This is a genomic window from Shewanella sp. HL-SH5 (assembly GCF_051163755.1).
Classification (GTDB): domain Bacteria; phylum Pseudomonadota; class Gammaproteobacteria; order Enterobacterales; family Shewanellaceae; genus Shewanella; species Shewanella glacialimarina.
The window spans coordinates 2,582,837-2,609,133 of record NZ_CP195038.1 but is presented as its reverse complement, the minus strand read 5'-3'; the positions used below and the strand labels follow the sequence as shown (position 1 = coordinate 2,609,133).

The 26,297-nt window shown below is 44.4% G+C and carries 10 protein-coding genes and 1 pseudogene; 5 read left to right on the top strand and 6 right to left on the bottom strand.

The genetic code is table 11. From position 1 onward, the window contains the following. Positions 1 to 18: 18 nt before the first annotated feature. The 5 genes and pseudogenes from ACRWQM_RS11340 to ACRWQM_RS11320 all read right to left on the bottom strand — a co-directional run bounded on the left by ACRWQM_RS11340 (position 19) and on the right by ACRWQM_RS11320 (position 18,446). Positions 19 to 5,889 carry a beta-ketoacyl synthase N-terminal-like domain-containing protein gene (locus tag ACRWQM_RS11340; protein WP_434930067.1) on the bottom strand — a complete coding sequence of 1,957 codons (5,871 nt, stop codon included), beginning with the start codon at positions 5,887 to 5,889 and terminating at the stop codon, positions 19 to 21. Beyond that, on the bottom strand, positions 5,886 to 8,081 hold the full coding sequence (locus tag ACRWQM_RS11335) for a PfaB family protein (protein ID WP_434930065.1): 2,196 nt from the start codon (positions 8,079 to 8,081) through the stop codon (positions 5,886 to 5,888). The genes ACRWQM_RS11340 and ACRWQM_RS11335 overlap by 4 nt, the downstream gene beginning before the upstream one ends. Beyond that, entirely contained in the window at positions 8,078 to 16,027 is a 7,950-nt protein-coding gene (locus ACRWQM_RS11330) for a phosphopantetheine-binding protein (protein WP_434930064.1), read from the bottom strand. Before ACRWQM_RS11330 ends, ACRWQM_RS11335 begins: the two co-directional genes overlap by 4 nt. Further along, complete coding sequence (locus ACRWQM_RS11325; protein ID WP_226410340.1) at positions 16,024 to 16,896, bottom strand: helix-turn-helix domain-containing protein; 873 nt, start codon at positions 16,894 to 16,896, stop codon at positions 16,024 to 16,026. The genes ACRWQM_RS11330 and ACRWQM_RS11325 overlap by 4 nt, the downstream gene beginning before the upstream one ends. Positions 16,897 to 17,253: 357 nt before the next feature. Beyond that, positions 17,254 to 18,446, bottom strand: a pseudogene (locus ACRWQM_RS11320) (class I SAM-dependent rRNA methyltransferase). Positions 18,447 to 18,903: 457 nt separating this feature from the next. Here ACRWQM_RS11320 and ACRWQM_RS11315 point away from each other — a divergent pair. The 3 genes from ACRWQM_RS11315 to ACRWQM_RS11305 all read left to right on the top strand — a co-directional run bounded on the left by ACRWQM_RS11315 (position 18,904) and on the right by ACRWQM_RS11305 (position 22,921). Further along, positions 18,904 to 19,554 (top strand): class I SAM-dependent methyltransferase, encoded by a 651-nt coding sequence (locus ACRWQM_RS11315; protein WP_434928836.1) that lies wholly within the window; start codon positions 18,904 to 18,906, stop codon positions 19,552 to 19,554. Between the two features lie 309 nt (positions 19,555 to 19,863). Then, positions 19,864 to 20,874, top strand: coding sequence for a hypothetical protein (locus ACRWQM_RS11310; RefSeq protein ID WP_434930062.1), 1,011 nt, complete (start codon positions 19,864 to 19,866; stop codon positions 20,872 to 20,874). Between the two features lie 85 nt (positions 20,875 to 20,959). Continuing rightward, the gene (locus ACRWQM_RS11305) at positions 20,960 to 22,921 is read left to right on the top strand and encodes a phage tail protein (protein ID WP_434930061.1); all 1,962 of its coding nucleotides are present in this window, start codon (positions 20,960 to 20,962) and stop codon (positions 22,919 to 22,921) included. Between the two features lie 248 nt (positions 22,922 to 23,169). Here the strand turns inward: ACRWQM_RS11305 and ACRWQM_RS11300 are convergent, their stop codons facing one another. After that, a complete protein-coding gene (locus ACRWQM_RS11300) occupies positions 23,170 to 24,057 on the bottom strand; it encodes an SPFH domain-containing protein (RefSeq protein WP_434928838.1) in 888 nt (295 codons plus the stop codon). A 656-nt stretch (positions 24,058 to 24,713) separates the two neighbouring features. On the opposite strand from ACRWQM_RS11300, the gene ACRWQM_RS11295 reads away from it, so the two are divergent. Further along, entirely contained in the window at positions 24,714 to 25,151 is a 438-nt protein-coding gene (locus ACRWQM_RS11295) for an acyltransferase (RefSeq protein WP_434930059.1), read from the top strand. 154 nt (positions 25,152 to 25,305) lie between these two features. After that, positions 25,306 to 25,896: a DUF6151 family protein gene (locus tag ACRWQM_RS11290; protein WP_434930057.1), complete on the top strand. Its 591-nt coding sequence runs from the start codon at positions 25,306 to 25,308 to the stop codon at positions 25,894 to 25,896. The last annotated feature ends 401 nt before the right edge of the window (positions 25,897 to 26,297 follow it).

The following is a 26,297-nucleotide window of genomic DNA, read 5'->3' as shown; positions in this document are numbered from 1 at the left end:
TTATTATTCCTTTTGGGCCTAAGCTTCTTCAATACAGATTGCGATGTCTTTGACTTCATAAATACGCAGACCATCTTTGCTAAGATTTGCATCGCCTATGATGATGCGTTTGCCGTCTTCATCTTTTACTGCGCTGATATGCACATCGAGTGACATTTGTTTGTTTAATGGGTTAATTTGACCACGATATTTCCATTTAATGTCCGACAGAATTTGGCCAAATTTCGGGTTAGTGAAACCTTTACCTAAGTCTGTGCTGATGGCGTAAGTTTGCATTAACTCAATCACGGCTTCAACACCTAATGAGCCCGGCATTACCGGATCTTGATGGAAGTGGAATTGGAAGAACCAATCACTTGGGTCAATAGTGCGTGACGCAGCAAGATATCCTTTACCGTACTTGCCGCCTGTGTTCACAATTTCCGCTTTGTCGATAAAGTTAAGTTGGCCGCCCGCTAGTCGATAATGCGGCTGACTGGCTGGCGCATTAAATACCCGTGAAGTTTTATCGAGTAAATTGACGCTAATGTCAGCAGCAACATTATTGTCGATATGCCAAGGCTGAGTAATTCTACCGTTATCGATACCAAGCTGGTTTTTAAGCGCATCACCTTTAAAGTAACCAAAAACCGCGCTACCAGTATAAAACGGCTCGTTATCAACGCTGAGTTCAAAGGTAAAGCTTTGAATAATATTGCTGCCAGCAATAACCGTTGATAACAACTTTGAATCGTTGACGATAGTTTTACCGCGTAAATCCACATGGCGCAGTAATTTGCCGCCGCCATCTAGGTTACGGAAAAACAGCTCTTGCCCTGGGAAGCCTAGGGTGGTGCCCATGTAACCAGAAATAAAGCCATTGGGTTGTAATGATATTTCCATTAGTACCGAATACGGCATAACTGCTTGATGACTGTTTTTGGCAAAATACCAGGCATCTGCAGGCACTTCGTATTCAGCAATACAAGAAGAAGGTTTTTTCAGCTCACCGCGTTTACCGTTAATTTCAACGACGCGAGTGGTTAGCTGTAAATCACCACAGGGTGTACGTGGTGGAATTAAGCCGCGGTAAATGCTGAACTCTGGGCCGAAACATTTTTCAATGTTACCGGTGGCAAATTCAAACATATGATAAGGCGTAAATGGCACTGTATCAGGTACGCGGTTGGCATATTTAGAATCAGCTGCCACTGTAGGTGCTTCAACGTGCTTAAGCGGAATAACCCCTTTATTGGTTGGCGCACTTAAATCCGGCACTTGTGCCATCAATGGCGCTTTATTTACGGGGATATTCGCACTTTTGGTCGCTGAAGATAAAAGCGGGTAAAGAGTACATTCGCTTTCTTCTTTAATCATTACGCCTAAGTTTTGGAAATCGACCACTACTTTGCCATTAAGCAAAATATCAATGTTCGCCTTTGCATATGGGCGAGGGCTTGTGCCAATTTCAGTGACTTCCATGCGATAAGTTAATTCGCCATGTTGCGGTAATACTTGTCCGCGACAACGTACTTTTTGCGAAGCATTTTCAAGTGGTTGGAAACGACCATTACTCACTTGTGTGTGCATGCCGATATGCAACATAAAGAACTGTAATAACTGACCACAGCCTTCGGCCATTAATGATCCAGCCATGACCTGATCGCCTTGGAAGTGGCATGGGAAATACCAGTGGTCCGGTGCCAGTTGTTTATGGCCTTCAATTAAGCCTAAGCCCCAAGCGCCGCCACGGACATCTAACTTGCTCACTTGCTCAATCATTAAGAATTTTTCAGAGGCGAAACATAACGATGGCTGTAATCCATTTTCTAGCTGGTGGCTAACATGGGCGCCGCCAAAACAGCTACCGATATCGCCATTGAGTAAATGATGAATTTGACCATAGTTAAACGCTGTTTGAGCACAATGTAGCAGTGGTTCAAAACGCGGCTTATTAGGATTGTTCATCACGCTAAGACGGTTTTTGATTTCATCTTCAGTGTGAATTACGCCTTTTCCGTCTGCGAGTTCTTTATCAGTAAAGAAGCCTGCACAGCCGCCATCCATTTTGAGGATCATCTTATCGCCAACGAAACATTCGTAAGAGAAGAAGAACAGTAGCGTGTCGCCATTGCTAGCAAAGTTATTGATTTTAATATCGTAACGCAGAGTGTCGCCGCCGCGAGGTAAATCAGCCAAGAAGGTCAGGGTACAATCTAATAAGCGATAAACACGCTCGCCTTTATTTTCAAAGTCGATGCCTAAATAGCTGATCAGCATCAAGTCACATTGACCAGATTCTACCGCAACCGCCCAAGGGATTTGACCATCAACTAAGTAAGGGGCATCCACTGGGATGTCATATTCAGTGGTCATTGAACAGGGCTTATATTGGTTGATGGTCGCATCAAGCTTGGTGACGCGTGATACCAATAAATAGTCCGTGGTAGGCAGACGTACGCGACGTTTATAGCCGTCAATAATGGCGTAATCTTGACCAAATACCTTGGCGATATCCCCTTCGGCATATTCCACTAAATCTGCGTAATTCCAAATGCACGGTTTATCCGCTGGAATTGGGGCTGTGTAGGCGGGAACCTTAGCATGATTGGGTGTTAATGCTGTTTGTGGCACAGGTTGGGCTAATACGTTAACCGCTTGAGCTTGCTGTTGTAAAGGTTGAGTAAGTACAGGGTTTGATGGGTAAACATTTTGCTGGCCATTAACCTGAGCTAACTGCTGCTTTAGTAAGGTATCGGCCACTTTAAGGCCCGCATCACGGCTTTTTAAAAACGCCAAATGTGCTTGTTGCGCTAGCCACTGGTTTTGTTGAAAAGCATTTAAATGGGCTGGTGGCACACTCTGGGTAAATGCCGAGTTTGCTGAATTTAGTGCTGGAGAAGCCGGTTTTAGATTAGGCATAATAGTGTGTGTCGTCTCTGTTGAGGGCGCATTTTTTGTTGTCGATAGCGTGTTTGTCATAGGAACTACTGTGACGGATGTCGCTGCCTTTGCTTGCGGAGCAATATGGGCGCATTTAGCTTTAATGCTGTCAATTGATGCTATTGGTGTATCGATAATGTGTTGGTAAATATCTCGTCCGCCAAGGCTGACTTGCTTAATTAAACTTAATTTACTGCCAGTCGCGATTGTGTGCGATAGCTGCTGTGCAAGGGGCGAAGTCAAACGATGTGTTAGCGCTTGTTGCTGTGTCTGAGATACAGATAAATCAATGTTTGAACACTGGTTTTCACTTACCGTGACGATTTTAGCACTAGCATGGTGTGCACTTGTATTAGCCGCATTAACGCCAGCACTGACATTAAACTGACTCATCTTAATCAAAGCGTGCAGCATACTGGCCATGCCGGATGCCGCAAAGCTGTGTCCCATAATATCTTGCGCTTGGGTTAGCATTGTTGTGCCAGATGCTAATTGGCTAAACAATGCTTGGCCAGTAACATCAAAACGGCTTTCAGGTGATTGATTAAGTTCAATCAAATTAGCCGACTTAGCAAACACGTTAGCACTGATATTATTGGCGCAATAGTGGCTACTAAATTGCAAACTGTCGATACTGGCGTAACTGTTGTCTGTTAAGCTGGTATTGGCCGTTTTTGTCTGCAAGACAATCGCACCGGCACCTTCGCCGATAGCCCAAGGGCGCGCATTCATATCACCCTTTTGGATACCTGATGCGGATAAGCAGCCATTTTTAAGTAGCATATTTTCAATACTGCCCGACAAATCTACTGCAGCGATGATCACAGCGTCTAGTGGCTCTTGAATTGAGCCTAAGGCAAACAGATTTTGTGCCACATCAATACAGCGACTAACAGATTGCTCGCCTGCTGAAATGGTGAAAGCAGGGCCATTAAAGTCCCACAATGATGAAATCCGCGACGCCATAATATTGCCAATAAAACTGGTATATTGATTTAGCTTAGCGGCATCTAAAACACTGTCCATGGCGATAGTTTCAAGGGCTTGATATTCATCATCTGTTAGCACAACACCTTGGGCTTTAAGGCTCTGGCTAATTTGGCTGTGCAAATTAACGCGGCCGCGGAATTGATGCAATTCAAGCTCTGTTTCCATCGCCACCAATACCGCGACTTTACTGCCCGGTTTTAGTTTGGCGTCAATAATGGCTTCATCGGCCACTTTCATTAATAACAGTTGCTGTGATATTAATCTGTCATCTTCATTTGGCGGCACTTTAAAGCGCAAAAAATCAAAGTCAAACTGTTCAATATAAGCGCCTTGGGGAACAGAGTGCAGACCGTGTTTTGCTAATAACTCGGGATGATTATTTAACCCTTTCCAGCGTTTAGCGGGTAAGTCTGTCATCAAAGGTTGTTGCTGAGCTATCTTGTCTGCCAGTGCATTAATGTTGCTGGCTTGGCCAAAATGGGCAGCCATACCGGTAATGTTAAGCGGCGTGTTAGCAGCGTTTAACGTGTCTTGTTTGGCAGCAGGTGTATGTGTTAAATCATGATTAATCGCATTGTTATCATAAGATTCAATCAATAAATGCGCGTTACAACCACCAAAGCCAAATACCGACACGCCAGCATGACGCGCTGTATTGCCTGCTTTGTCTGGCCAAGGTAACACTTCATTAGGCAAGGTTTGCTGACCAAACAATTGATTCGGCGAGGCGATAGGGCTGCTGATATTGATACTTGGCGGCAACACACCTTGGCGCATGGCGAAAATCATTTTCATGATCCCCGGCATACCTGCGGCGGTAAGCAAGTGGCCTAGATTAGATTTAGCCGAGCCAATTAACGGAGTTGCGCTGCCATTAAGCTTATCTTCAAAGAAGCGCTCCATCGATGTGAGCTCGACCTTGTCACCCAAAGGCGTGCCGGTGGCGTGGCATTCAATCACTTCAATGCTGGCAGGCGCTATGTCAGCTTCACGATAAGCGCGCTCAAATGACAACACCTGACCTTTGCTATTTGGGCTTAGTACAAACTGACCTTTTCCATCGTTTGACAAGCCAATACCGCTAACGAGGGCATAAATATGGTCGCCATCACGCTGAGCATCGTCAAGCCGTTTGAGTACTAATACACCCGCACCTTCACCGGCAAATAAACCTTTGCTGTTACTATCAAACGGCGCTGAAATACCGTGGTCTGGGTAGGCGTGAAAAATCGAGAAACCCATGTTGATAAAGAAAGGATCCGCGCCTGATACCGCACCCGCTAGCATGATATCTGCTTTGCCTGTGTGCAAGTAATCACACGCCAGTTTTAAGGCATAAACAGAACTTGCACAGGCGGCATCTAAGCTTAATTGCGCTGCGCCTAAACCCAGTGCATCGGCAACGAGCTTTGAGGCATTATGAGCGATGGCGCCATTGCGGTAGTTGATTGTTCGCGGCAGACCTAACTGCTGCTCATTGCCAAAACCTTGCAGCACAAAATTAGGTTGAGCAAGTTTTACCTGTAAGGCTTTTTCAACAGCGCCGTGATAAAGCGGCACAAACAGCTCATTGGACTTAGCCGTGGGGAATGACAGCGTGCCCATCACAATACCGGTGCGTGATAAGCGGCTATCGTTTAACGATATGCCCGCATCATTTAAGGCATTACGCGCAGTGTCTGTGGCCCATAAAAAACTGTCATCTAAACCGTCAAATGCACTGGCTGGCACATGGTAACCATTGGCATTGAAACTGAAGTTTTCAATGTAGCCGCCTTTGTCGCAATAAAAGCGGTCAGACTGACCTTGCACGCCTGTGTAGTCACTTGGGCTGGCATTCAGTTTTTGATCGCTGATTTGACTACGTGAGTCTTTTTTATCTAATAAGTTTTGCCAAAACTTAGCCGGCGTGTCCGCATCAGGATACTGATTAGCAAGGCCGACAATGGCAATTTGGGGGGCATTATGAGAACTCAATGAGGTTCTCCTTCTGAAATAGGGTGAGGTGCCTGAGACGATAAAATCGGATCAACAAGAACCGCTAATTGTTCGACCGCGCGTGCTAGCTCTTGTGAGATGGCACAATCAATGCTGTCGATAAAAGGGGTAAATGACATAGGGACTTGATGGGTTAATAACTGGCCTAAGCATTTCAATAAACTGATACTTTCATCCGCACCTTTGGCATTAACGGCAATAGCTTGGGCTGAAAAGCTGTCTTGATTAACCTGTTTGTCAGCAAGCTGGCTGGTTAAAATTTTATCGATTAGCGTGCTAGTTTGTCTGTCCGCGCCAATTTCAACAAATAGCCTGCTGCCATGCTGACAAGCCTTGGCAATTAACTGGGTAAAATCCAATTGATGACAAAAAGTATCGGCAATCGATTGGGCTATTGCATCCGGGCTTAACACTATTGGCTCAGCTTCTGTTGCTGTGATAAAGCGGATGTCATTGGGTAAGTCCGCCATCAGAGGCTGGTGATAGAACTGCTTTACCTGCTCAATAATTTGCATCGCCGGGGGCGTGTGCATTGCAGTGACTTTATTGGATGCAATACCGCGTTTACCCGCTTGTTTGAGCATGGCTTTACAGCTAGCTTCACACCCCGCAACCACACAGGTATCGCCCTGAATAATGGCAATGTATGCCCTAGGGTAATCGTTAAGGTGTGGCGCTAACTCTTCTGGTGTTGCCCGAGTAATAAAGCTGTTCCAGACAATGTCTTCGCCTTTGGTGGCGTCTGACACATCAAGCTGCCAATCTTGTCTAACACACAGTAATGGCCCAGAAATATCCTGGGTGAATAATGAACTAGTTTGGGTGGCATCGATTAAACTGTGTGGCTGTTGCCACACATTGAGGCTAGCCCACATTGAGGCTTCACCCATCGAATAACCCAAGGCCAATTTAGGCTTGATGTTAAATTCTTTTTCTAACAACTTGGTCAGCATATAACTGGCGCCAACACCTGAAATAGCCAGTTCAGATAAACTCATGCTCTGTGCCGTTGTCGTATTTTCTGTCGAATAGATTAGCTGACTTTGCAACATGGCTTGCAAATCACCTTGTTTTTCAAGCTCACTATAAAGCGCAGGAAAAGTATGCCCCAAGTGTTTAAACATATTGGGATACACGGTGCCGACACCGGGATAGACAAAACTTAAGCCATTTTCACCTAAGGGCTGACTAGTAAATGCACTGCCAGCAGGCGTTTTATAATTAATTGGTGAGTGAATATCAGTACTGTCAGTTTGGCTTACTGCGTTAAGCATGGCGTTGACTTCAACACAAAGTGCCTCATAACTGCTTGCCATCACCACAGCGCTTAAGCTGTTTATTGCTGACTTAGCTTGATAACCAATAAGCTGCTGTTTAATCAGTTCCAATAAAGCAATATCATTACTTGAGTCACTGGCTAAACGACTCAGTAATAGTGCTAATGACGCTAACTGGGCTTGTAAATCATCAATCGATATTGCGCCAATAGGCAGCCATAATCGTGAAGTATTGAGTAAAGGCTTGGCAGTAATCAGCCCTGTGCCCTGGGTTAAAACGACTGCTTGATGCGAGTTAGCGCACATAGAGCTAGTAAAAGCAGCCACTCGGCTTTGATGAAACTCGCAAAACCAATAACCTTGTTCGCTAGCAATTGAAGAGACTAAGCAGCTAGCAACTGGAAGCTGCCTTGTCGCCATAGAAGTGACTAAGCCATGAAGTTGATTAAGCTTATGTCTGGCTGATCCTGCTTTAACGGTTTGCACCACAGGCTGAACGTGATCCCGTTTAGCATGCGCTAAAGCTTGATTAATGGCTTCAAGGCTATTTTCAGCAATGCCGACACCGTTAATTAAAGCATGTGGATGAATACCATTCTTTGCCGCCATCAGCGCAGGCATTAACCATAACTTGTCTGCTAAATTAATGATCACATTTGCCGGTTGGACACTGGTTAGACGCTCTGCTGTATCAGCAAGAGCTTGCTCAAACCCAAGCTGATTAGTTTCATCAAGGCTAACAAACTGGATCTCAGTTTGAGCCATAATCTTAGGTGCGTTAAGCAACACCGCTATGCGAAGTGGCATAGTGTGGCGTTGCTTCACGGCTTGGGCTAGTTCCGCGCTAGTTAATGCGCGGCCAGTTAATGAGTTATCTGTTAAGTCAGTACTCAAATTACACCCTCTATAAGCTTATTACGCGGTGCGATAAAGGCATCGTTCAAGCTTTTGCTAATAGTGGTTTTAGCCGCTGACATAGTGCAACTTAAGCGGCCATCTTCATGGTAAAGCGCAATATCGGCAGTGAGTGAGCGGCCGCTGCTTTTCAGTACCGTTAGCACTAAATAACCTGTATCACCCGATGCAAAAGGCACATAAGTAGTCAGTTCACCAATGGTAGACGGCAAGCTGGCGGCATCATGCTTAATACGCGCCCACACAAGCATGGCCTGTAATAACAAATCCTCAGCAAATGCCTGACTGCCACCAAGGGTTAACTTAGGGGCAAAACCGGCACAATCATTGTCGTTAATCTGCGGTAGTTCAACTTTGCACACCAACTGCTGTTCGTCAGCAATTAACACTTGCTTAATCCCTTGTAGGCGAGGGCCGTGGAATAAGCTGCCGTTTGAATAAAGCTCGCTGTCAGTGCTAATCACTTTACCTTCATTTGCCAACTGTTTTGCAGTGGTGATGATTGCAGGTAAGGCGTTAGATGCATTAACCATTTTCTCGTTAACCAAGTTTTGGTTAACAACTTTTTCATTAACAATCAGGCTCGCTTGATATTGCGGCCTTAACACACTGTCTACAGAGTCGCTTTGCAGACGGCTAGCAATAATTGCATTTAAGCCGGCTTCAGTTTGCGTCAATGTCAGGGTTAATACCTGCGGCGTATTGGAGTCAAAAATAATGCCTTTGAGTAACTTATAATCTTGAACGCAAACTGCCTTGCCACACAATAGCTGCGCAGTTTCACGCATCCATTGAATGGCACATACGGTCGGCAGTACTGGATTACCCGCAATGCAATGATCTTCAATGAAGGGCATTAAAAGCGGGTTAAGTACACGTTCAACAATATAAGTGTTGTTCATGCCATTAAAAGACAGTGTCAGCGAACCCTTGGCATAATGCAAAGAGTCCGCATTAAGCTTTTTTACAGCAGCACTCGCTTGGGCTGAAGCGTCAGAACCTTGCATACTCGATCCAATCAGCATTTGCACGCCCGTTTCAGACAGCAGGCTGTGGGCAAACAAGTTTGCGCCTTTATCTAATGGAATAACGTACACGCCGCGCTCAACAAACATCTTCTTCAATGCTGAACTGACCATACCGCCGTCCCAAGGGCCCCAGTTAAAGCTCATCACTTTAGCTTGTGGGTAGTTAGCCGCAAGTTGCAGTGCTGTTTTGTTGAGGATCTCATTAGACATTGAATAGTCACTTTGGCCTGTATTGCCGTAAAAACCCGCCGCAGATGAGAACATCGCCACTAACTTAAGTTTGCTGGCATCAATCGCATTGATAATACCGGCAAAGCCAGACACTTTAGTGCCGTATACTCGACCTAATTCAGCTAAGGTTTTGTCTTGAATATGTTTATCCGCTAACACGCCAGCACCATGAATGATGCCTGTAATGGTGTTAAGCCCTTTAAGGGTTTGCTTAATTGCCGCATCTGAGCTGACATCCATGCTGATATATTCAGCGCTGGCGCCTACGTCTTTAAATGCACTAAGCGCGCGGTCTATCTCTAAGCTGCTAGTAATAGGCCAAACTAAAGCATCAATTTGCTTAGGTGTTGGCTTATCACCTTGGGATTGAATAAACCCAATCGCTGCCGCTTTAAGCTCATTAACTTTTTTGCCTTGCGCCCAGGTTGGTAAATTAGCCGCTAAATGCTCGCTACGTCCCGCTAAAACAAAGTGTGATTTAGTTTGTTTAGCTAAGGTGAGGGCACATTCAAATGTGACTCCTTTTGCGCCACCCGTAACTAACACAGTATCATCGCTGTTTAACGTGGTGGCTTGGTAACGTGTTTTAGCACAAGCCGTTGCACTAAGCGTGTGACGACCTTGCTTGCTGATGCCGATTTCAGTGATTGACGTGTCAATATCAAACAGCTCTGCAACAATTGCCTTGGCTAGTTCTGCCGCTTCAAAGCTTGGTGCAATATCTAAGGCGCGGCAGAACACGTTTGGCCATTCATGGCTTAATGTTTTGCTTAATCCTGACAGTGCCGCCTGGTTTAGCTCAGTTGTCGCTAGGGCTTGGGTATCTAAATAACCAAAACCACCATCAATACGACTTACCGTCATAAAGCTAACACGCTCAGTTTTTGATAGGGTTTCAAAACCTTTTTGTAAATGCTTCGCCATTAAGAAGGCTTGCTCAACAGCTTTGAAACCAGCGTCGCTTAGTGGTAATGCATTGTTTATCTGTTCAAACTGAGGTTGTAGATGCACAAAACCTGCAATTTTATGTTTAGCGCTAATTTGCTTAATCACAGCAGCAATCGCATCATCACTGACTTGCGTTAACTCAAAGCTAGCAACAGCACTACTTAGTGGCGACTGTTTATTGGTAATGGCTTTAGGGCTATGGATCACTGCGACGGTTATGCCTGTTGATGCTAATTTTTCTGCTAATACGCCGGCATTGTGGCCGTCATCATTGATAACGATGCATGCGTCTTTCGAAAAACAGCCAACTAACTTATCCGCCGCTGGTAGCTTTTTTAGCGAGACTTCCTGATGAGGAGGTAAGTCTGTAGCAAGTTCAGCTGTAGCTTGGTGAATAACAGTTTGTGCAGCAGGGCTAGTTGTTGATTCGCCACCAGCAGTTAGCTTAGAGTTCATGTAGGCGACGATTTCGCCTAAGGTACGACACTCGGCTAAATCTTCTGGGTTCAGTTCTGGTAAGCCTGGAAGCTCATCTTGTACTGTGCCTAAAATCTCAACACGCTTAATAGAGTCGATACCTAAATCAGCTTCCATGTCCATGCTTAACTCAAGCATTTCAGTTGGGTAACCGGTTTTGTCGGCAACCACTGACATCATGGTGCTTTGTACTTTTTCTGCGCTCAAGGCTGTTTCAGCGCTTAAACCTGATGCAGGAGCGGCTTGTGCAGACACAGTATGTTGTACTGAAGCGGCGCCTTGTGCTGGGAGCTTAGAGTTCATGTAAGCAACGATTTCGCCAAGGGTACGACACTCGGCTAAATCTTCTGGGTTCAGTTCTGGTAAGCCTGGAAGCTCATCTTGTACTGTGCCTAAAATCTCAACACGCTTGATAGAGTCAATACCTAAATCGGCCTCCATATCCATGCCAAGTTCTAGCATTTCAGTTGGGTAACCTGTTTTGTCGGCAACCACAGCCATCATGGTGCTTTGAACCTTTTGCGCGCTCAAGGCTGTTTCAGCGCTCATGGCTGTTGCTGGAACTGCTTGTGCTGGCAGTGGAGAGTTCATGGCGCCTTGTGCAGGGAGCTTAGAGTTCATGTAGGCGACAATTTCGCCTAATGTACGACACTCGGCTAAATCTTCAGGGCTTAATTCTGGTAAGCCTGGTAATTCGTCTTGAACCGTACCTAGAATCTCAACACGCTTGATAGAATCGATACCTAAATCGGCTTCCATGTCCATGCCAAGTTCTAGCATTTCAGTAGGATAACCGGTTTTGTCGGCAACCACAGCCATCATGGTGCTTTGAACCTTTTGCGCGCTCAAGGCTGTTTGTGCGCTTAAGCCAGGTGTTGGAGCGGCTTGTGCAGAAACCGCATTTTGTATAGAAGCGGCGCCTTGTGCAGGGAGCTTAGAGTTCATGTAGTCAACGATTTCACCTAATGTACGACACTCGGCTAAATCTTCAGGGCTTAATTCTGGTAAGCCTGGTAATTCGTCTTGAACCGTACCAAGAATTTCAACACGCTTGATAGAATCGATACCTAAATCGGCTTCCATATCCATGCCAAGTTCAAGCATTTCAGTAGGGTAACCCGTTTTATCTGCCACCACAGCCATCATGGTGCTTTGAACTTTTGCTGCACTTAATCCGTTGCTCTCTGATGAAGTCGGTGCTGATGCTACCGATGCTGCAACTGGGCTTGAACCTGCTGCTGGCAGCTTAGAGCCCTCAGCTGGTAGACGAGAGTTCATGTAGTCAACGATTTCACCAAGGGTACGACACTCGGCTAAATCTTCTGGGCTTAATTCTGGTAAGCCTGGTAATTCGTCTTGAACCGTACCTAAAATCTCAACACGCTTGATTGAGTCGATACCTAAATCGGCTTCCATGTCCATGCCAAGCTCTAGCATTTCAGTTGGGTAACCGGTTTTGTCGGCCACCACTTCTAGCATGGTTTGCAGTACTTTCTGCGCGCTCAGGGCTGTTTGCGCGCTTAAGCCTGAACTTTCTACCACTGGAGTAACTGGCGCCGCTGCACCAACTGGAGTTGGTACCGGTGCTTTAACTGGCGTCACTTGAGGCGCTGGAGCTGACATAGCAACGGCCGCTTGTGGAGCCGGAGCTGCGCGATTTTGCACCGCAGCTTGAGCGAAAGGTGTTTGAGGCGCAGCAGTTTGAGTCGCAATATGTTGAACTGGCTGTTGAACGCGAGCTTGAGTGGCAACCGGCGCAGCTTGAACTTGAACTTGAACTTGAGCCGGAGCAAATGCAACTGGCGCTTGACCGCTTAACATGGCTAATGCGTTTTGGCTTGAAAGCGCTTGTTGCTCAAGGAACAAGGTATGGCTTTGCAGCGTTTGCGCTTGATGCTGGTGGAAGAATGCCATTGATTGCTGCAAGCTATCAGGAATAGCAACGCCCGAGGCTGCCATTTGCGTTTGCGCAGCCATTAAGGTGGCAAACGTATCACCGTATTGCTGTGGAATGGCTAAAAACTGTTGATGTAATTCAGCAGTTTGTTGCTGGGCGGCAAAAAATGCCCCAATGCTGTCATGGCTGACTGGTGCTGTGTTTACAGGCGCGGCGTTGGCTGGAGCACTTGTTTGAGCGCTCGCACTGTTACTCGCATTAGCATTAGCACTGCCAGCTTGTGGCACTTCAATATATTCTGTTTTGATCACTTCTTTTTCCACAATTTTTTCAACAACAGTTTCAACAATCTTCTCAACAGGCACTTCAACTTTCACTTCTTTAAGCGCAACTTGACCTGTTTCCAGTGACTTTTGCATTTTGGCTTTGGTCGCAGGGCTGATGAAGTTGGTTGCAGTTAGCTTGACATTCATCGGCGATGACTTAGCTAATTCAGCAATCGGTGCTTGATACGGGTCAACCTCTGTAAGGCTTAACCCTAATACCGCAAGCTGAGTTGCAGCCTGGCGTAATTGAATATCACTATTACCTTTAGGATTTGGATTTAAGCTGACTACACTGACAGCATCGCTTTGGTTGCCTAAGGTGCCTTCAACTAATTTTTGTAGAATATTTTTCGGGCCAAACTCAACAAAGACACGGGCGCCAGCATCGTACATAGACTGTAATTGATCGCTAAAACGCACCGATTGCAGCATGTGCTCGCTAAAGGCGGCTTGAATGGCTTTAGGATCTTTAGGGTGCAATTTACCTGTGCCATTGGCATATAAACTCATGCCTGGCTTAGCAAATTTAACCTTGCTGATGGCTTTAGCAAACGGTACTTGGGCATGGGCAACTAGCGGTGTGTGGAATGCACCTGATACTGGTAAAGCAATGGCTTTAAAGCCTAAGGTTTGAATCGCTTTTGCCGCATCACTGGTGGTTGTCGTTGGGCCTGCAATCACTAACTGAGTCGGTGAATTGTAATTAGCCACTTTCACGCCATCAAAATCTTTGATGCAGTGTTCTAATCTATCAATATTGGCCGTATCCGCTGTGGCGGGCAAAATAACCGCGTACATGGCGCCAGCATCTTGATCTTTAGGTGTTGCCGCCATGGCTTGACCACGGGCAAAGGCTAATTGGTAGTAATCCTCAGAAGAGATAACCCCAGCAGCACATAATGCCGACAATTCACCAAAACTGTGTCCTGCAACCATATCGGCTTTAAAACCAGCACGGGATAACAGTTGATACTGTCCCATGCTCACAGCACCAATAGCACTTTGCGCATTCGCGGTATTAGTTAATGCTGCTTGTTGGGCTGCAATGTCATCAGCTTCAAAGGCTGGAATAGGGAATAGAATTTGTGATAACGGCGTTTGCTTGTTTTTAGCAAATACCTTATCGGCCAACATTAATTGTTGACGCATTTCTGGGTAGTGACAGGCTAAATTCACGCCCATATTGACGTATTGTGAACCTTGACCAGCAAATAGCGCGGCAACTTTAACCTTGCTGTCATTAGCCACTAACGCGCTCGTACGATAGCTAGTACCAGACGGTAATTGCCATGCATCATTGGTGTTCGCACTAAGCTGTGCAATAGCTTGGGTCAGTTGGGTCACAAGTTCAGTTAATGAACTTACCACCATACCAATACGTGCAGCTTGGCTATCAAGTGTGGTGACCGCAAAACGTTTAGCTAACTTGGCTAATTCAATTTCACTGCTGTTAGGTGAAGCGGTATCAATTGCTTTTACGGTATTTAATAACTGGGTTAATTCAGTTTGCAGTGCCGCTTTATTACTTGCGCTAATCAGTAAGCTTTGTGCTACTGCGCGATGACGATACTTGGCATCACGGGCATGATCTTGCTTGTATTCTTCTAACACCACGTGGAAGTTAGTGCCACCAAAACCGAATGAGCTTACACCGGCGCGGCGTGGGGTATCATCGCTGCGTGGCATCCAAGGACGCGTTTCGGTGTTCAAATAAAACGGTGAATCCCCAATGCCAAGCTTTGGATTAGGTTTGCTGACGTTAATGGTTGGCGGTAACACCTTGTGATGCAGTGCAAGGGCCGCCTTAATCACGCCGGCAGTTCCTGCGGTCGATTTAGTGTGACCGACTTGAGATTTAACCGAGCCTAATGCGATGTGCTGCTTAGTATCGTTGCCTTCAGAAAATACCGACTTTAAGCCATTAAACTCGGCCACATCACCGGCGGCAGTGCCAGTACCATGGGCTTCAATTAAGCCAATAGTGTGTGGCTCAAATCCTGCGTCATCATAGGCACGTTTTAATGCTTTTGCTTGGCCTTCAGGGCGCGGAGCATAAATACTTTTGAACTTACCATCTGATGAAGCGCCAACACCTTTAATGACGGCATAAATACGGTCTCCATCACGCTCAGCATCTTCAAGACGCTTAAGCGCGACCATGCCAATACCTTCACCAATCATCATGCCTTTAGAATCAATATCAAAAGGTTGGATGGTTTCGTTAGTGGTAAAAGCAGGGGTTTTTGAGAAGCTCATGTACATGGACGGTGAGTTATCGGTACACACGCCGCCGGTGATCATCATGTCACTGCGATTTTCTGTTAATTCAGTTAACGCCATACGCAGCGCAGCTAATGAGCCAGCACATGCCGCATCGACCACACAGTTCATGCCGCCAAAATCAAAACGGTTAGCAATACGGCCGGCGATCACGTTACCCAAAGATCCCGGGAACGAGTTCTCTTCCCAGTGAACATACTGATCTTGAAACTTTTTGATCAGCATTTCAGTGTCTTCATCACTTAATCCGCTGCTTTTAAATACTTTTTTAAGTACAGGATATTGCAAACGGCCACTTAAACTGTGATTCAGTTTTTGGCCACCACCCACACCTAACGTAATACCAATGCGGTCGGTGTCGTAATCAGCACCTACGCCTGCATCGGCTAATACTTCTTTTGCCACAATAAGTGACAACAATTGTGATGAGTCTGTTAGCTCAAGGATATTAGGCGGCAGGCCGAATTCCATTGGGTTAAAGTCAACTTCTGGTAAAAAACCACCGCGCTTACAGTAGCTTTTATCCGGCGCAGATTTATTAGCATCGTAATAGTCTTCGATACGCCAATGAGTGTCAGGCACTTCGGTAATGGCATCGATTTTTTCGCTGATTAAATCCCAAAACTTATTTAAATAACGCGAATTGGCAAAAATACTCGCCATGCCGACTATGGCAACAGGCATATCTTTTAAACGTTTGTTAAGACGTTTGTCGGTGTTTTTGTTGGATTGGCTCATTGTGAGTCTCCGTTTGATGGCTGGGAATGAGCCATCTGATGTAGGGATTCAGCTGCGCTAGGTTGGCCATTATTAGGCTTGGCAGCTGATAGACTTGCTCCAGGAAATCGAGCAAGAAAACTGTGATAGTTGCGGACCAGCAACTTTCGTAAATGAAACGGGCCGTGCTTTAAGACATGGGTGATATAGCGATTACTCGCTTGGGTATGGCTGTCTTGATAAATATCTAAGTAAACCCAGTCTGACTTGAAATCGACTCCTAGCAGCACTGAATAGGCTTGCTGCTTTGTTAGTTGGGGTGGAATACTTAGGGACACGACTTGTACTACGTTGTCAGGATCAGGACTGGGTAGAGACAAAGTATCGGCTAAGGTTTGTGGATTAACGGTGTAGGTTTGAATGTCAGCACCCTGAGTAACAGGAAGCTGGTTAAAAAATTTTTCGGGCACAAAAGGGCTGTCGAACTCATCTAACTTAGACACCCCAAAGCGTTTTAAGCAGCGGGCAAGGCCCGAGCGTGACACATTGGGGTTAATAAATTCTTGGGTGACTTTTAACAACCTGTCTAATGGCATTTTCAATTGATAACGCAGACCCAACATGACGTATTCTTCCATGGGGGACAGGGTCGTATTGAGTTTGTGTGGCGTGTTAGGAGTGTTATCAACAGAGTCACGCTTACGCCATTTACGCACAGTGGCTTCACTAATATTCAGAATTTTAGATAATTGGCTTACGCTGAGATCAGATTCTTGAATGAACTGACGCATCTCTGGTGTTGTGGTTGCATTGCGGTGATTAACCGTTTTTTTGCTGGCAGTCCCGTCGGCCTGACTCACTTCTGTAGGCGTACTTATCTTTTTTGTCATCGAGACAGCATATCCGAATAATCTGTTGGGACTGGCGTGTCGTTCGTGCGCTGACTGTGCCTAAATCCACTTATATATAATAAGAAGACGCAGATTACCTGAGGTTTCACTCCGATACAATCACCCGAGACTAAAAACGTGTGTTGGTTAACGAAAAGCTATATTTACAAAATGAGTATCAGGAAGTATTGATTGTATTTAACAGGGATTGAGTAGTTAGGACTCATTAGAATGGGTCAACCTGAGTAAGTGGATTAATCAGCATGATTAGTAGTGAGTGCCCAGAGCTGATAACCAATAAAAAAGGGAGCAATTGATGCTCCCTTTAGGTGAGTTGTTACTCATTAACGTGATTATTTACCACACTCTGGCAACTAAACCCTTAAGGTAATAACCTTCAGGAAAAGCACTGCTTATTGGGTGGTCGCTAGCTTGGTGCATACGTTCAACAAATTGCACTTCACGTTTGGCATCAAGTGCCGCATCAGCAACCACTTTTTGGAATAAGTCAGACTGCATCAAACCTGAACAAGAGAACGTCAGTAACATGCCACCAGGGTTTAACAGCTGCATTGCAATCATATTAATGTCTTTATAACCGCGACATGCACCATCGAGTTGCGATTTATTATCGGCAAACTTAGGTGGGTCAAGCACGATGACATCAAAGGTTTTACCTTCATCGCGGTACTGGCGCAGTAACTTAAACACATCAGCTTCATTATAAATGACATGGTCATCATTTAGCGCATTGATGGCCATATTGTCGCGGGCAGTTTGCAGTGCCAGCGATGATACATCAACGTTTTCAATACTCGCCGCACCCGCTTTAGCGGCGTATAAGCCGAAAGTGCCCGTATAGCAAAAACAGTTAAGCACTGACTTGCCTTTAACAAAGCGCGCAGCCATGGCGCGGTTGTCTCGCTGATCCAGATAAAATCCTGTTTTGTGGCCTTTAACGACATCAACGGCAATTTTAATCCCGTTTTCTTCAATGATAACCGGCATAGGTGGCAGTTCACCGTGCAGTAATCCAGTGACGGGCAACAGCCCTTCTTTTTTCTTGAGTCGACATCAGAGCGTTCATAAATGGCACAATCTGGATATTGAATCGCTAACTGCTCGACGATAGTGTCGCGCCATTTTTCAGCACCTGTGCTGAGTAATTGGCAGACAAGCACATTGGCATAACGGTCAATAGTAATACCTGGCAAGCCGTCAGATTCTGCAGCAATTAAACGATAACCGGTTAAACCTTGTTCACGTATCAGTTCATCACGTCCAGCTTGGGCTCTTTTAATGCGTCTAGCAAAAAAATCGCTATCAATGGTTTCTTCTTTATCAAAGGTCCATATGCGCACTTGAATTTGTGATTCAGGAGACCAGGCTCCGCGTGCTAGCCAACGACCATCATGGCCGACCACATCAACCGTATCTCCCGCCTGTGGCTTGCCGCCATTAACGTTGTGAATACCGTTAGAAAATATCCAAGGATGGCGTCGCTCTAATGAACGCTCGCGGCCGGGTTTAAGTTTAATTCTGATAGCCATGGTGTTGCCTAATTTAAAATGTAAAAGAGAAAGTGGTGCACAGTGCGATTATCGAGGCAGAATACCGTTCAAGGCCATTGATAATTAAGTGCTAGCGAATAGCCAGTTAAGTCGCAAAGTCGTGGCGGGGATCATAGCGTATTTGGGCGTTAAAAACCTGACAATTAATCGATTATAAGTACGCTTTTATGGTTTGCTGCTAATGTGAGCTAAATGTAGCACACAGTCAGTTTGATATAGCCTTGGTCAAACACTGATATTGTTGTGTTTTTTGTATCTGTTAGGTAGCCGTATCAATAGGGTTTTTATGGCTAAAATATTGATAATAAATTATTTTTTTCTCAGTACTATTATTTAAATACATTGCCTTTCTGCTGATTTACTATACTTTGAACGTTCATCCCGTTTTGTCATTTATCAAAGATACCTGGCTGAGCGCCAATTATTAGGCCGCCAAATGACAAATCTACGCTTACGTTACCAAACCGTTGAGTTTGGTAAGACCGATATTCATCTGTGTACGCTTCGCGATAATCAAGAATTTAATGATCCTGCAGGCATTGCTGAAAAACTCGGTATTTCATCCGCCACATGGCCAATATTTGGCATTATTTGGCCTTCAAGTTTAGTGTTAGCGCATTACATCTCCGATTACGATACGGGAATTAAACGGATACTTGAAATCGGCTGTGGTATGGCTTTAACCAGTTTAATGCTTAATAAAAAACATGCTGATATCACCGCCACAGATTATCACCCCGAAGTCGGTAAGTTTTTACTTCGAAACACTGTGTTAAATCAAGATAAACCCATTGCCTATCAACAAACTGATTGGGCAAGCCATGACGACAGTTTAGGTTTGTTCGACATGATTATTGGCAGTGATTTATTGTACGAGGATGAACACGTCGAGCTATTAGCTAACTTTATTAACGAGCACGCTAAGCCCCATTGTGAAATGATTTTGGTTGACCCTGGTCGGGGAAATAAAAATAAGCTTACCAATAAAATGATTGAATTTGGCTTTACGTCGGTTCATTTAAAACCGCTACACACCGAATACCTTGTTAACCCCTTTAAAGGCCATATTCTTAAATTTGTGCGCTAATTTGGTATTGTAGCTCGGAAATAATGGTGGGTGTCAGAGTTAAATTAGAAATTTAGATGGAATCATCTCATCAGTAAATGAACTTAAGTATAGGCAAGTTAAATGAAAGAGGTTATGGTGTAGGTTGAAGTTAATTGTTGCATAATTGTTGACATCCGAGCTTATCGTGCTGCCAGCCTTGTCATGATATCAGCGAATCTAAACCCTTGATTTATGACCCTCTTTATTTACTTGATTTAAACTTTCCGCGTTGAAACTGAATTTTTGTGAATAACAAGCAGCGTATAACCATTTTAATGAGATTATTGAATGTTTAACCGGCCTCAACTGATTTATGTTGCGCTACTTCTGTTGCTACTTAACGCTTGTAGTCGCGACAATAATACCCCTCCAACCTATACTATTAATGGCGGTGCTACTAAAGGTCCATTGATTAACGCGTTAGTTACTGTTTATAAATTTGATAGCTCTCAACCTGGCTTTAAAGGTGAGCTTATTGACTCTGGTACCACCGATAGTAGAGCCGTTATAGTTGATTTGGCATTGCCGTTGCCACTGACACCTCCTTATATTATGGAATTTACCAGCACTCCCGGCACGACTATAGACATGACTACGGGCGTATTTCCAGTAATGAGTCATCTCAGCACTGTTATTACCCAGGCTATGCTTGATGGCGGCAATCCCTTGTATGCCACCCCCTTAACAACGCTTGCAGTAGAAATAGCAAAAAATAACGCCAGTAGTAACATAAAGGCTGCAGATTTTCTTTTAAAAATAACCTCAGCAGCGACTCAGGTTATCACGACTGTTGGTTTTGGCATGCCATTAAATATCGACATATTTACCACCCCGCCATTATTGAATGACACAGTCAATACCTCATCTAAGCGTTATGAGATGCTAGCCTATCGAACAGCCATCGAAGCGTTAACCGCTGTTGTTTTTCAGATGCAGCAAGCGACAAATACGGGTTTTGACTCTGACGCCATACTCGAGGAGTTAGCCAAAGATTTAAGCGATGGCTTGGTAGATGGCAATGTTAACGACACCTTTTCTCAGGTTTATGACAGTACCATCCTGAATCTTTTTACCCAGAATCCGGCCACACTGATGATCCCCAATGCGGCTAACGGCGAGACTGTAGCACAAGTGATTGATATTCTGATAGCTGAGACATTAACAACAGGTACTACGGCTTCTATTTCAGAATTGAGCAGCGGTGATATTACTTTTGTGATAACACCCGCCAACACCACCGCCGTGAATAATGCGGTGTGGGATCGCTTCAACTGGAATGAAAACAACGTTTGGCAATAAACTGCCAGAACAGAATTACACTGTTCTAGAGCGAATAACATTGAACGAGATTGAACCACAATAGTAAGTAAACAGGGTATTAATTATGGGCAATAAAATAAGCCGTATAACGTTTTTATTAAGTGTATTGTCAGTATTAAACACCAGCTTGGCGATGGCTGATACACCACTTAAAGTTACTCATACTTTTGTTGCTGGTGAGCCAGCTAAAGCTGCAGACATGAATCAAAATTTTAACGATGTAAAAACTGCGGTGGACGACCTGTCAGAGCAGGTCGACTCCTGGGTTGGTATACCAGGACCGGCAGGCCCTCAAGGTTTTCAGGGATTACCAGGTTCACAGGGATTACCAGGCCTCCAGGGGCTTCCAGGTTTACAGGGTATTCCAGGATTAACTGGAGCACCAGGCCCACTCGGCCCACAGGGTATAACTGGCGCTAATGGCGAGCAAGGTATTGCCGGAACAACTGGTGCAATAGGCCCACAAGGTCCACAAGGTCCAGTTGGTGTGAGCGGCGAACAGGGAATTCCTGGCGCGATAGGATTAACGGGTCCATTAGGTCCACAGGGACCTACCGGTATTAAAGGCGAGCAAGGTATTGCTGGAACAACTGGTGCAATAGGCCCACAAGGTCCAGCTGGCGTGAATGGCGAACAGGGTATTCCTGGAGCGGTTGGTGCAGGGGGTCCACAAGGACTAGTCGGGATTCAAGGTGAGCAGGGAATTCCTGGCGCGATAGGATTAACTGGTCCCTTAGGTCCACAGGGACCTACCGGTATTAAAGGCGAGCAAGGTATTGCCGGAACAACTGGTGCAATAGGCCCACAAGGTCCAGCTGGCGTGAATGGCGAACAGGGTATTCCTGGAGCGGTTGGTGCAGCGGGTCCACAAGGACTAGTCGGGATTCAAGGTGAGCAGGGTATTCCTGGCGCGATAGGATTAACAGGTCCATCAGGTCCACAGGGCCCGACCGGTATTAAAGGTGAGCAAGGTATTTCTGGAACAACTGGGGCAATAGGCCCACAAGGTCCTCAAGGTTCGGTCGGTGTGAAAGGAGCAGATGGTTTAGCAGGCACTAATGGTGAATCCGTCGCAATTACCCCTTTAGCCATCTCCAGTACCAATTGCCCTCAGGGAGGGGTTGAACTGACCTCTGCGTCAGGCACCCACTATGTGTGTAATGGCACTTCGGCAGTTACGTCGCCAGTGGCGGCGAAAAGGTATTTTCGAGCTAGCATCGAAGGTATCGGTGATTTCTATTTTGATTTAATCAGTGAGTTAGGTACAGAAAGGGAGGTTGTTGAACAGATGGGTGTAGATGGCAATGGCAATGATATTGTATTGAAGCTCCCTGGCCGAATAAAATTTTATAATCTGGTTCTTAGGCGTGATGCAGGCAGTGACCTATCTATCCAAGCCTGGCGTAATCAGACTGCCAACGGCAATGTAACACGTCTAGCCGTCACTATTGATCTGTTTGACGAAAGTTTATCGCCCATTGCAACTTGGGAATTAACAAATACCTGGCCTGCAAGCATTAACTTGTATCCCTCACAAAATGGCACGCCAATCGAAGAAATTACCATAGTAACAGAATCATTCAGTAGAATTGCTACTCGCAGCGAGAGGGCTGTATCAACAGAAGGCGCAACCATGCAACTGTGGAGAAACAATGAACTAATGGCTAGCTTTATCGGCGCACCTGCTTTGTCCAATGAAAACGAAATAGAGGAAACTAGACTTGTTGGGGTTAATGGATTTGAGATTGTTCGCAAAATCCCGGGAAGAATCAAATTTCACGTCCTTGTGCTGCGACGAGAGCTGGTCAATAACATTGATTTGGATGCCTGGAATGCACAGGTAGTAAACGGGGACGTGGATGGTGCCAGAAGCAATGTAAGCCTGCGCATGATTGAGCCGATAACCGGTCTGGTTACTACTGAATGGAACCTAACGAATGCCTGGCCTAGTAAACTCGCAGCGTTTACCGATGACAATGGCAGGGTTATGGAAGAAATAACTCTTGTTTATGAGGGCCAGCAATAGGTTTTAACCTGATAGCATCAACCGTTAAAAAGCGGGATACATTCAACCCAAATAAAAATAGGCGACGCTCTTGGAAAAACAACATCAAAACAACGTAGCCATAAATGGCTATGTTGTTTTTTGAGTGAGTGTATTGAGGATAAATGTGGCCAACCATGATTGACCACATTGATTAAATTATTGAAGGGTTTTGTTAACGCGCTGGAGTGGCAAAAAATTAGGCATTGTGCTCCAGCTACTCCACTTTATTATTTGGTTTTTACAGCGTCAATAAACGGTAATGTGCCCATTGGCAACATGGTTGTTGGTAGCTTGCCATCCCAACGTTCCGCCTTGGTCAGTTCAACCAAGTTTTGGTTTTGAGCTAATGCTTCAGCGCGGCTCTTAATCGCTGTCGCTTCTGCGATACCTTTAATTCGAATACTTTCCGCTTCTGCTTTTGCGCGAGCCAATTGTGAGTCAGCCTCCGCTTGCGCCTGTGTTACTGCAATTTGAGCACTTACACGCTCTTTTTCTAAATTTTGTAGCTGAGTTTGTACTTCAACTTCAGCGCGCATTCTGTCTTCAACAGATTTTTCGTAAGCATTAGAGAAGTCGATATTTTCAATTTGAACTGAAGTTATTTCTACTGGCCCTTTAATCGACTTTTTAATGGCTTCAGTGACATCAATACCGAATTTAATACGCTCTTGCACCACTGAAATAGCAGTGTATTTACCAAAAATGTTTTCAACTTGTGTCGGCACTTGGCGATCTAACAAACGAGCGACTAAAGAATCGATGCCTTTAAAGTTGGCGTAAACAGCTTCAACCTGATCTGGCGGAATACTAAAAGTCACTGAAGCGCGCAGAGTTGCTGGCTGCTGATCACGACTATAAGCCTGCAAAGCTTGATAACTTGTGGTGTGAGTTTGAGTAGATATTTTTACCACGCTGTCAATCATCGGCATCTTAAAACCTAAGCCAGGCTCTGCGGTACCAATAATTTTACCGTTCCGTAATATCACACCACGCTCACCTTGGTCGACCGTATACCAACTACCAAATAAGGCTGTTAACACAGTGATTAGCACAACAAGGGGGATCACTTTAGCGGCGGTAAGTACTGAGGAAAGCTTTACTTCATTATTTAACATTTTGCATCCTTTGCGTTTATTTTAAGTATGAGTCGATATAAAAGAGTTTAAACTTAACAGCTTGAATCAAAGAGATTATCTATCCCAGTGGCAGTAAGCAACAAAAATATCGATGATAGAAAGTTGTCACTATTGTTCGGGTGCGGTTTGATAACTCAACAGATGAAAACTTTGAGCATCGACGAGAGTGGGTCTATGCCCGTATTCTTGAATTGGCTACCATCTTTGCCATCGATACTTGTGCTTATGCATTCTTTTTAATCTTATCCCCAATAACCATCCTTCTCATACTTGATTGATATTACGCTTTTCTGCTGTGTTGAATTTAGTTTCTGAGCCATTTTGCGAAATTGAGAGTCAGTGTTAGTCACTAAAACGAAAGACGTTATGTTATGACTTCAACATCATGGGTGGCATTTCTACCCTTTTGCATTTCTACGCTTTCTCTGGGTAGGCTAGAGCCCTTTTAACCTTAAAAAGACCTTTAAAGCTTCACCTATACCGCGAACAATCCTTCACAAGACCGCTATTTAAAATATAAAAAACCGCCAGACTAAATAATTGAATCAAAATTGAAACTCAGATATCGTTTATTGATTAATAAAATAAATGTAAAACGAGCAATTCCACAGGCTTGTTAGGCATACAGGGTCAGCATGCATAGATCTATTACATTATCAGAGTACGTAAAAAAGCGTAATGGCGTAGCACTTGGTGCACCTGGGTCAATGACTAATATGCTCAAGCGTTCGTTAGGTGCAAGTTCATTCTATTTATTTTGGCAGTATTGGAATCCAATATGGGGTTACTATCTTTCTCGCAAAATAATGAAGCCATTGAGCGATTTACTTCCTATGTGGTTAGCAATTATTTTGACTTTCGCTGTTAGTGGTGCATTACACGATTTGGCGGTATCTTTGGTAAAGTGGGAGTTTACGTTCTATTTTACACCCTGGTTTATCTTAATGAGTTTTATGGTTTTAGTGACAAAGAAATTTGGTGTTTCATACAGTGAGCATCATTGGCTTGTTCGAGCATTAATAAACATATCAATCATAGCGGTATGCTTAGTTTTAACTCGTCAGTATGTCTAATTAGGCGTTGAGGCTATAGAATTTCTTTTTTTAGACAACATACTATTTCATGTGTTCGTTTTTTAGTTAGTTTTTGCTGTTGAAGTTATTCTACAGTTTCGTTAGGTGCTAGTGTTACTCCTACTTATACAGGCGTTTGTCACGAGGAAATGACATGTCAAAAATAGTTGAACTAGAATGTTTATGTGGAACAGTGAAAGGTAATATTAGGGTGGTTCCTGGATCATTTTTTCACGTACATTGCCTGTGTTGCGATTGCCAACAGTTCGCCTCTTATTTAAAGAATAGTGACAATATTTTGGATGAGCATGGCGGGTCTGAACTTTTCCAGACTTATCCAGAATTTATGAAAATTACTGAAGGGCAAGACAAGATCGGTGGCGTACAATTGAAAGATAAAGGTATATATCGTTGGCATACAAAATGTTGCAATATGCCATTAGCTAACACAATGAGTTCAGCAAAGATCCCATTTATAGGTGTGTCAGTAAAACTAATGAAATTTGCAAGTGAGCAAGAAAAGTTAGAAATATTAGGGCCTGTTACCATGAAGGCATTTGGTAAACACTCAATAGGAGAAATGCCTAAGGATGCTTACTCTAAGTTCCCTATGTCATTCATGCCTAAAATAATAGGTTTTATGCTAAAGGGTCTATTTAGGAAAAGTAGTAGTCCATCCCCCTTTTTCAATGGAAACGAAACGGTAGCAAAGGTTAAAGTTTTGTCAAAGGGTGAAATCGACTAATCAGCTAGCTACCATCAATTTGGTGACCCACGATTGCGGCTGAATATTAAACAGTAAACCACGCTTTATTCACCTGCTCTGAATGGTAATTGAAGATGGTTAGACCTAGCAAACTCGACTTATTAATCATTTCCACCCAACATTAAATTGAGCACTTTACGTCATTAAACAGCCTTAACCTTTGACGGCTTAAGACTTTTTGTCACTACTTCTGTTTTCAAGTATTGTTTTTTATTTCAACAAGTCTATTTTACCCCGCTAAAAACCGCACTGATATGTTATAAATAAGTTGCTTGGATGCGTCTTTTCGCCGAAGTAAAGTATTGATACTGTTTAACTTGCGAAAATCAATCGATCTTTTTGACTTACTTTCGTAACAAATCAATCAAATCAATCAAATC

Excerpts from the sequence above, each read along its gene's own strand:
- ACRWQM_RS11330 (WP_434930064.1), bottom strand. The coding sequence starts at position 16,027 with ATGAGCCAATCCAACAAAAACACCGACAAACGTCTTAACAAACGTTTA.
- ACRWQM_RS11325 (WP_226410340.1), bottom strand. The coding sequence starts at position 16,896 with ATGACAAAAAAGATAAGTACGCCTACAGAAGTGAGTCAGGCCGACGGG.
- ACRWQM_RS11315 (WP_434928836.1), top strand. The coding sequence starts at position 18,904 with ATGACAAATCTACGCTTACGTTACCAAACCGTTGAGTTTGGTAAGACC.
- ACRWQM_RS11310 (WP_434930062.1), top strand. The coding sequence starts at position 19,864 with ATGTTTAACCGGCCTCAACTGATTTATGTTGCGCTACTTCTGTTGCTA.
- ACRWQM_RS11305 (WP_434930061.1), top strand. The coding sequence starts at position 20,960 with ATGGGCAATAAAATAAGCCGTATAACGTTTTTATTAAGTGTATTGTCA.
- ACRWQM_RS11300 (WP_434928838.1), bottom strand. The coding sequence starts at position 24,057 with ATGTTAAATAATGAAGTAAAGCTTTCCTCAGTACTTACCGCCGCTAAA.
- ACRWQM_RS11295 (WP_434930059.1), top strand. The coding sequence starts at position 24,714 with ATGCATAGATCTATTACATTATCAGAGTACGTAAAAAAGCGTAATGGC.
- ACRWQM_RS11290 (WP_434930057.1), top strand. The coding sequence starts at position 25,306 with ATGTCAAAAATAGTTGAACTAGAATGTTTATGTGGAACAGTGAAAGGT.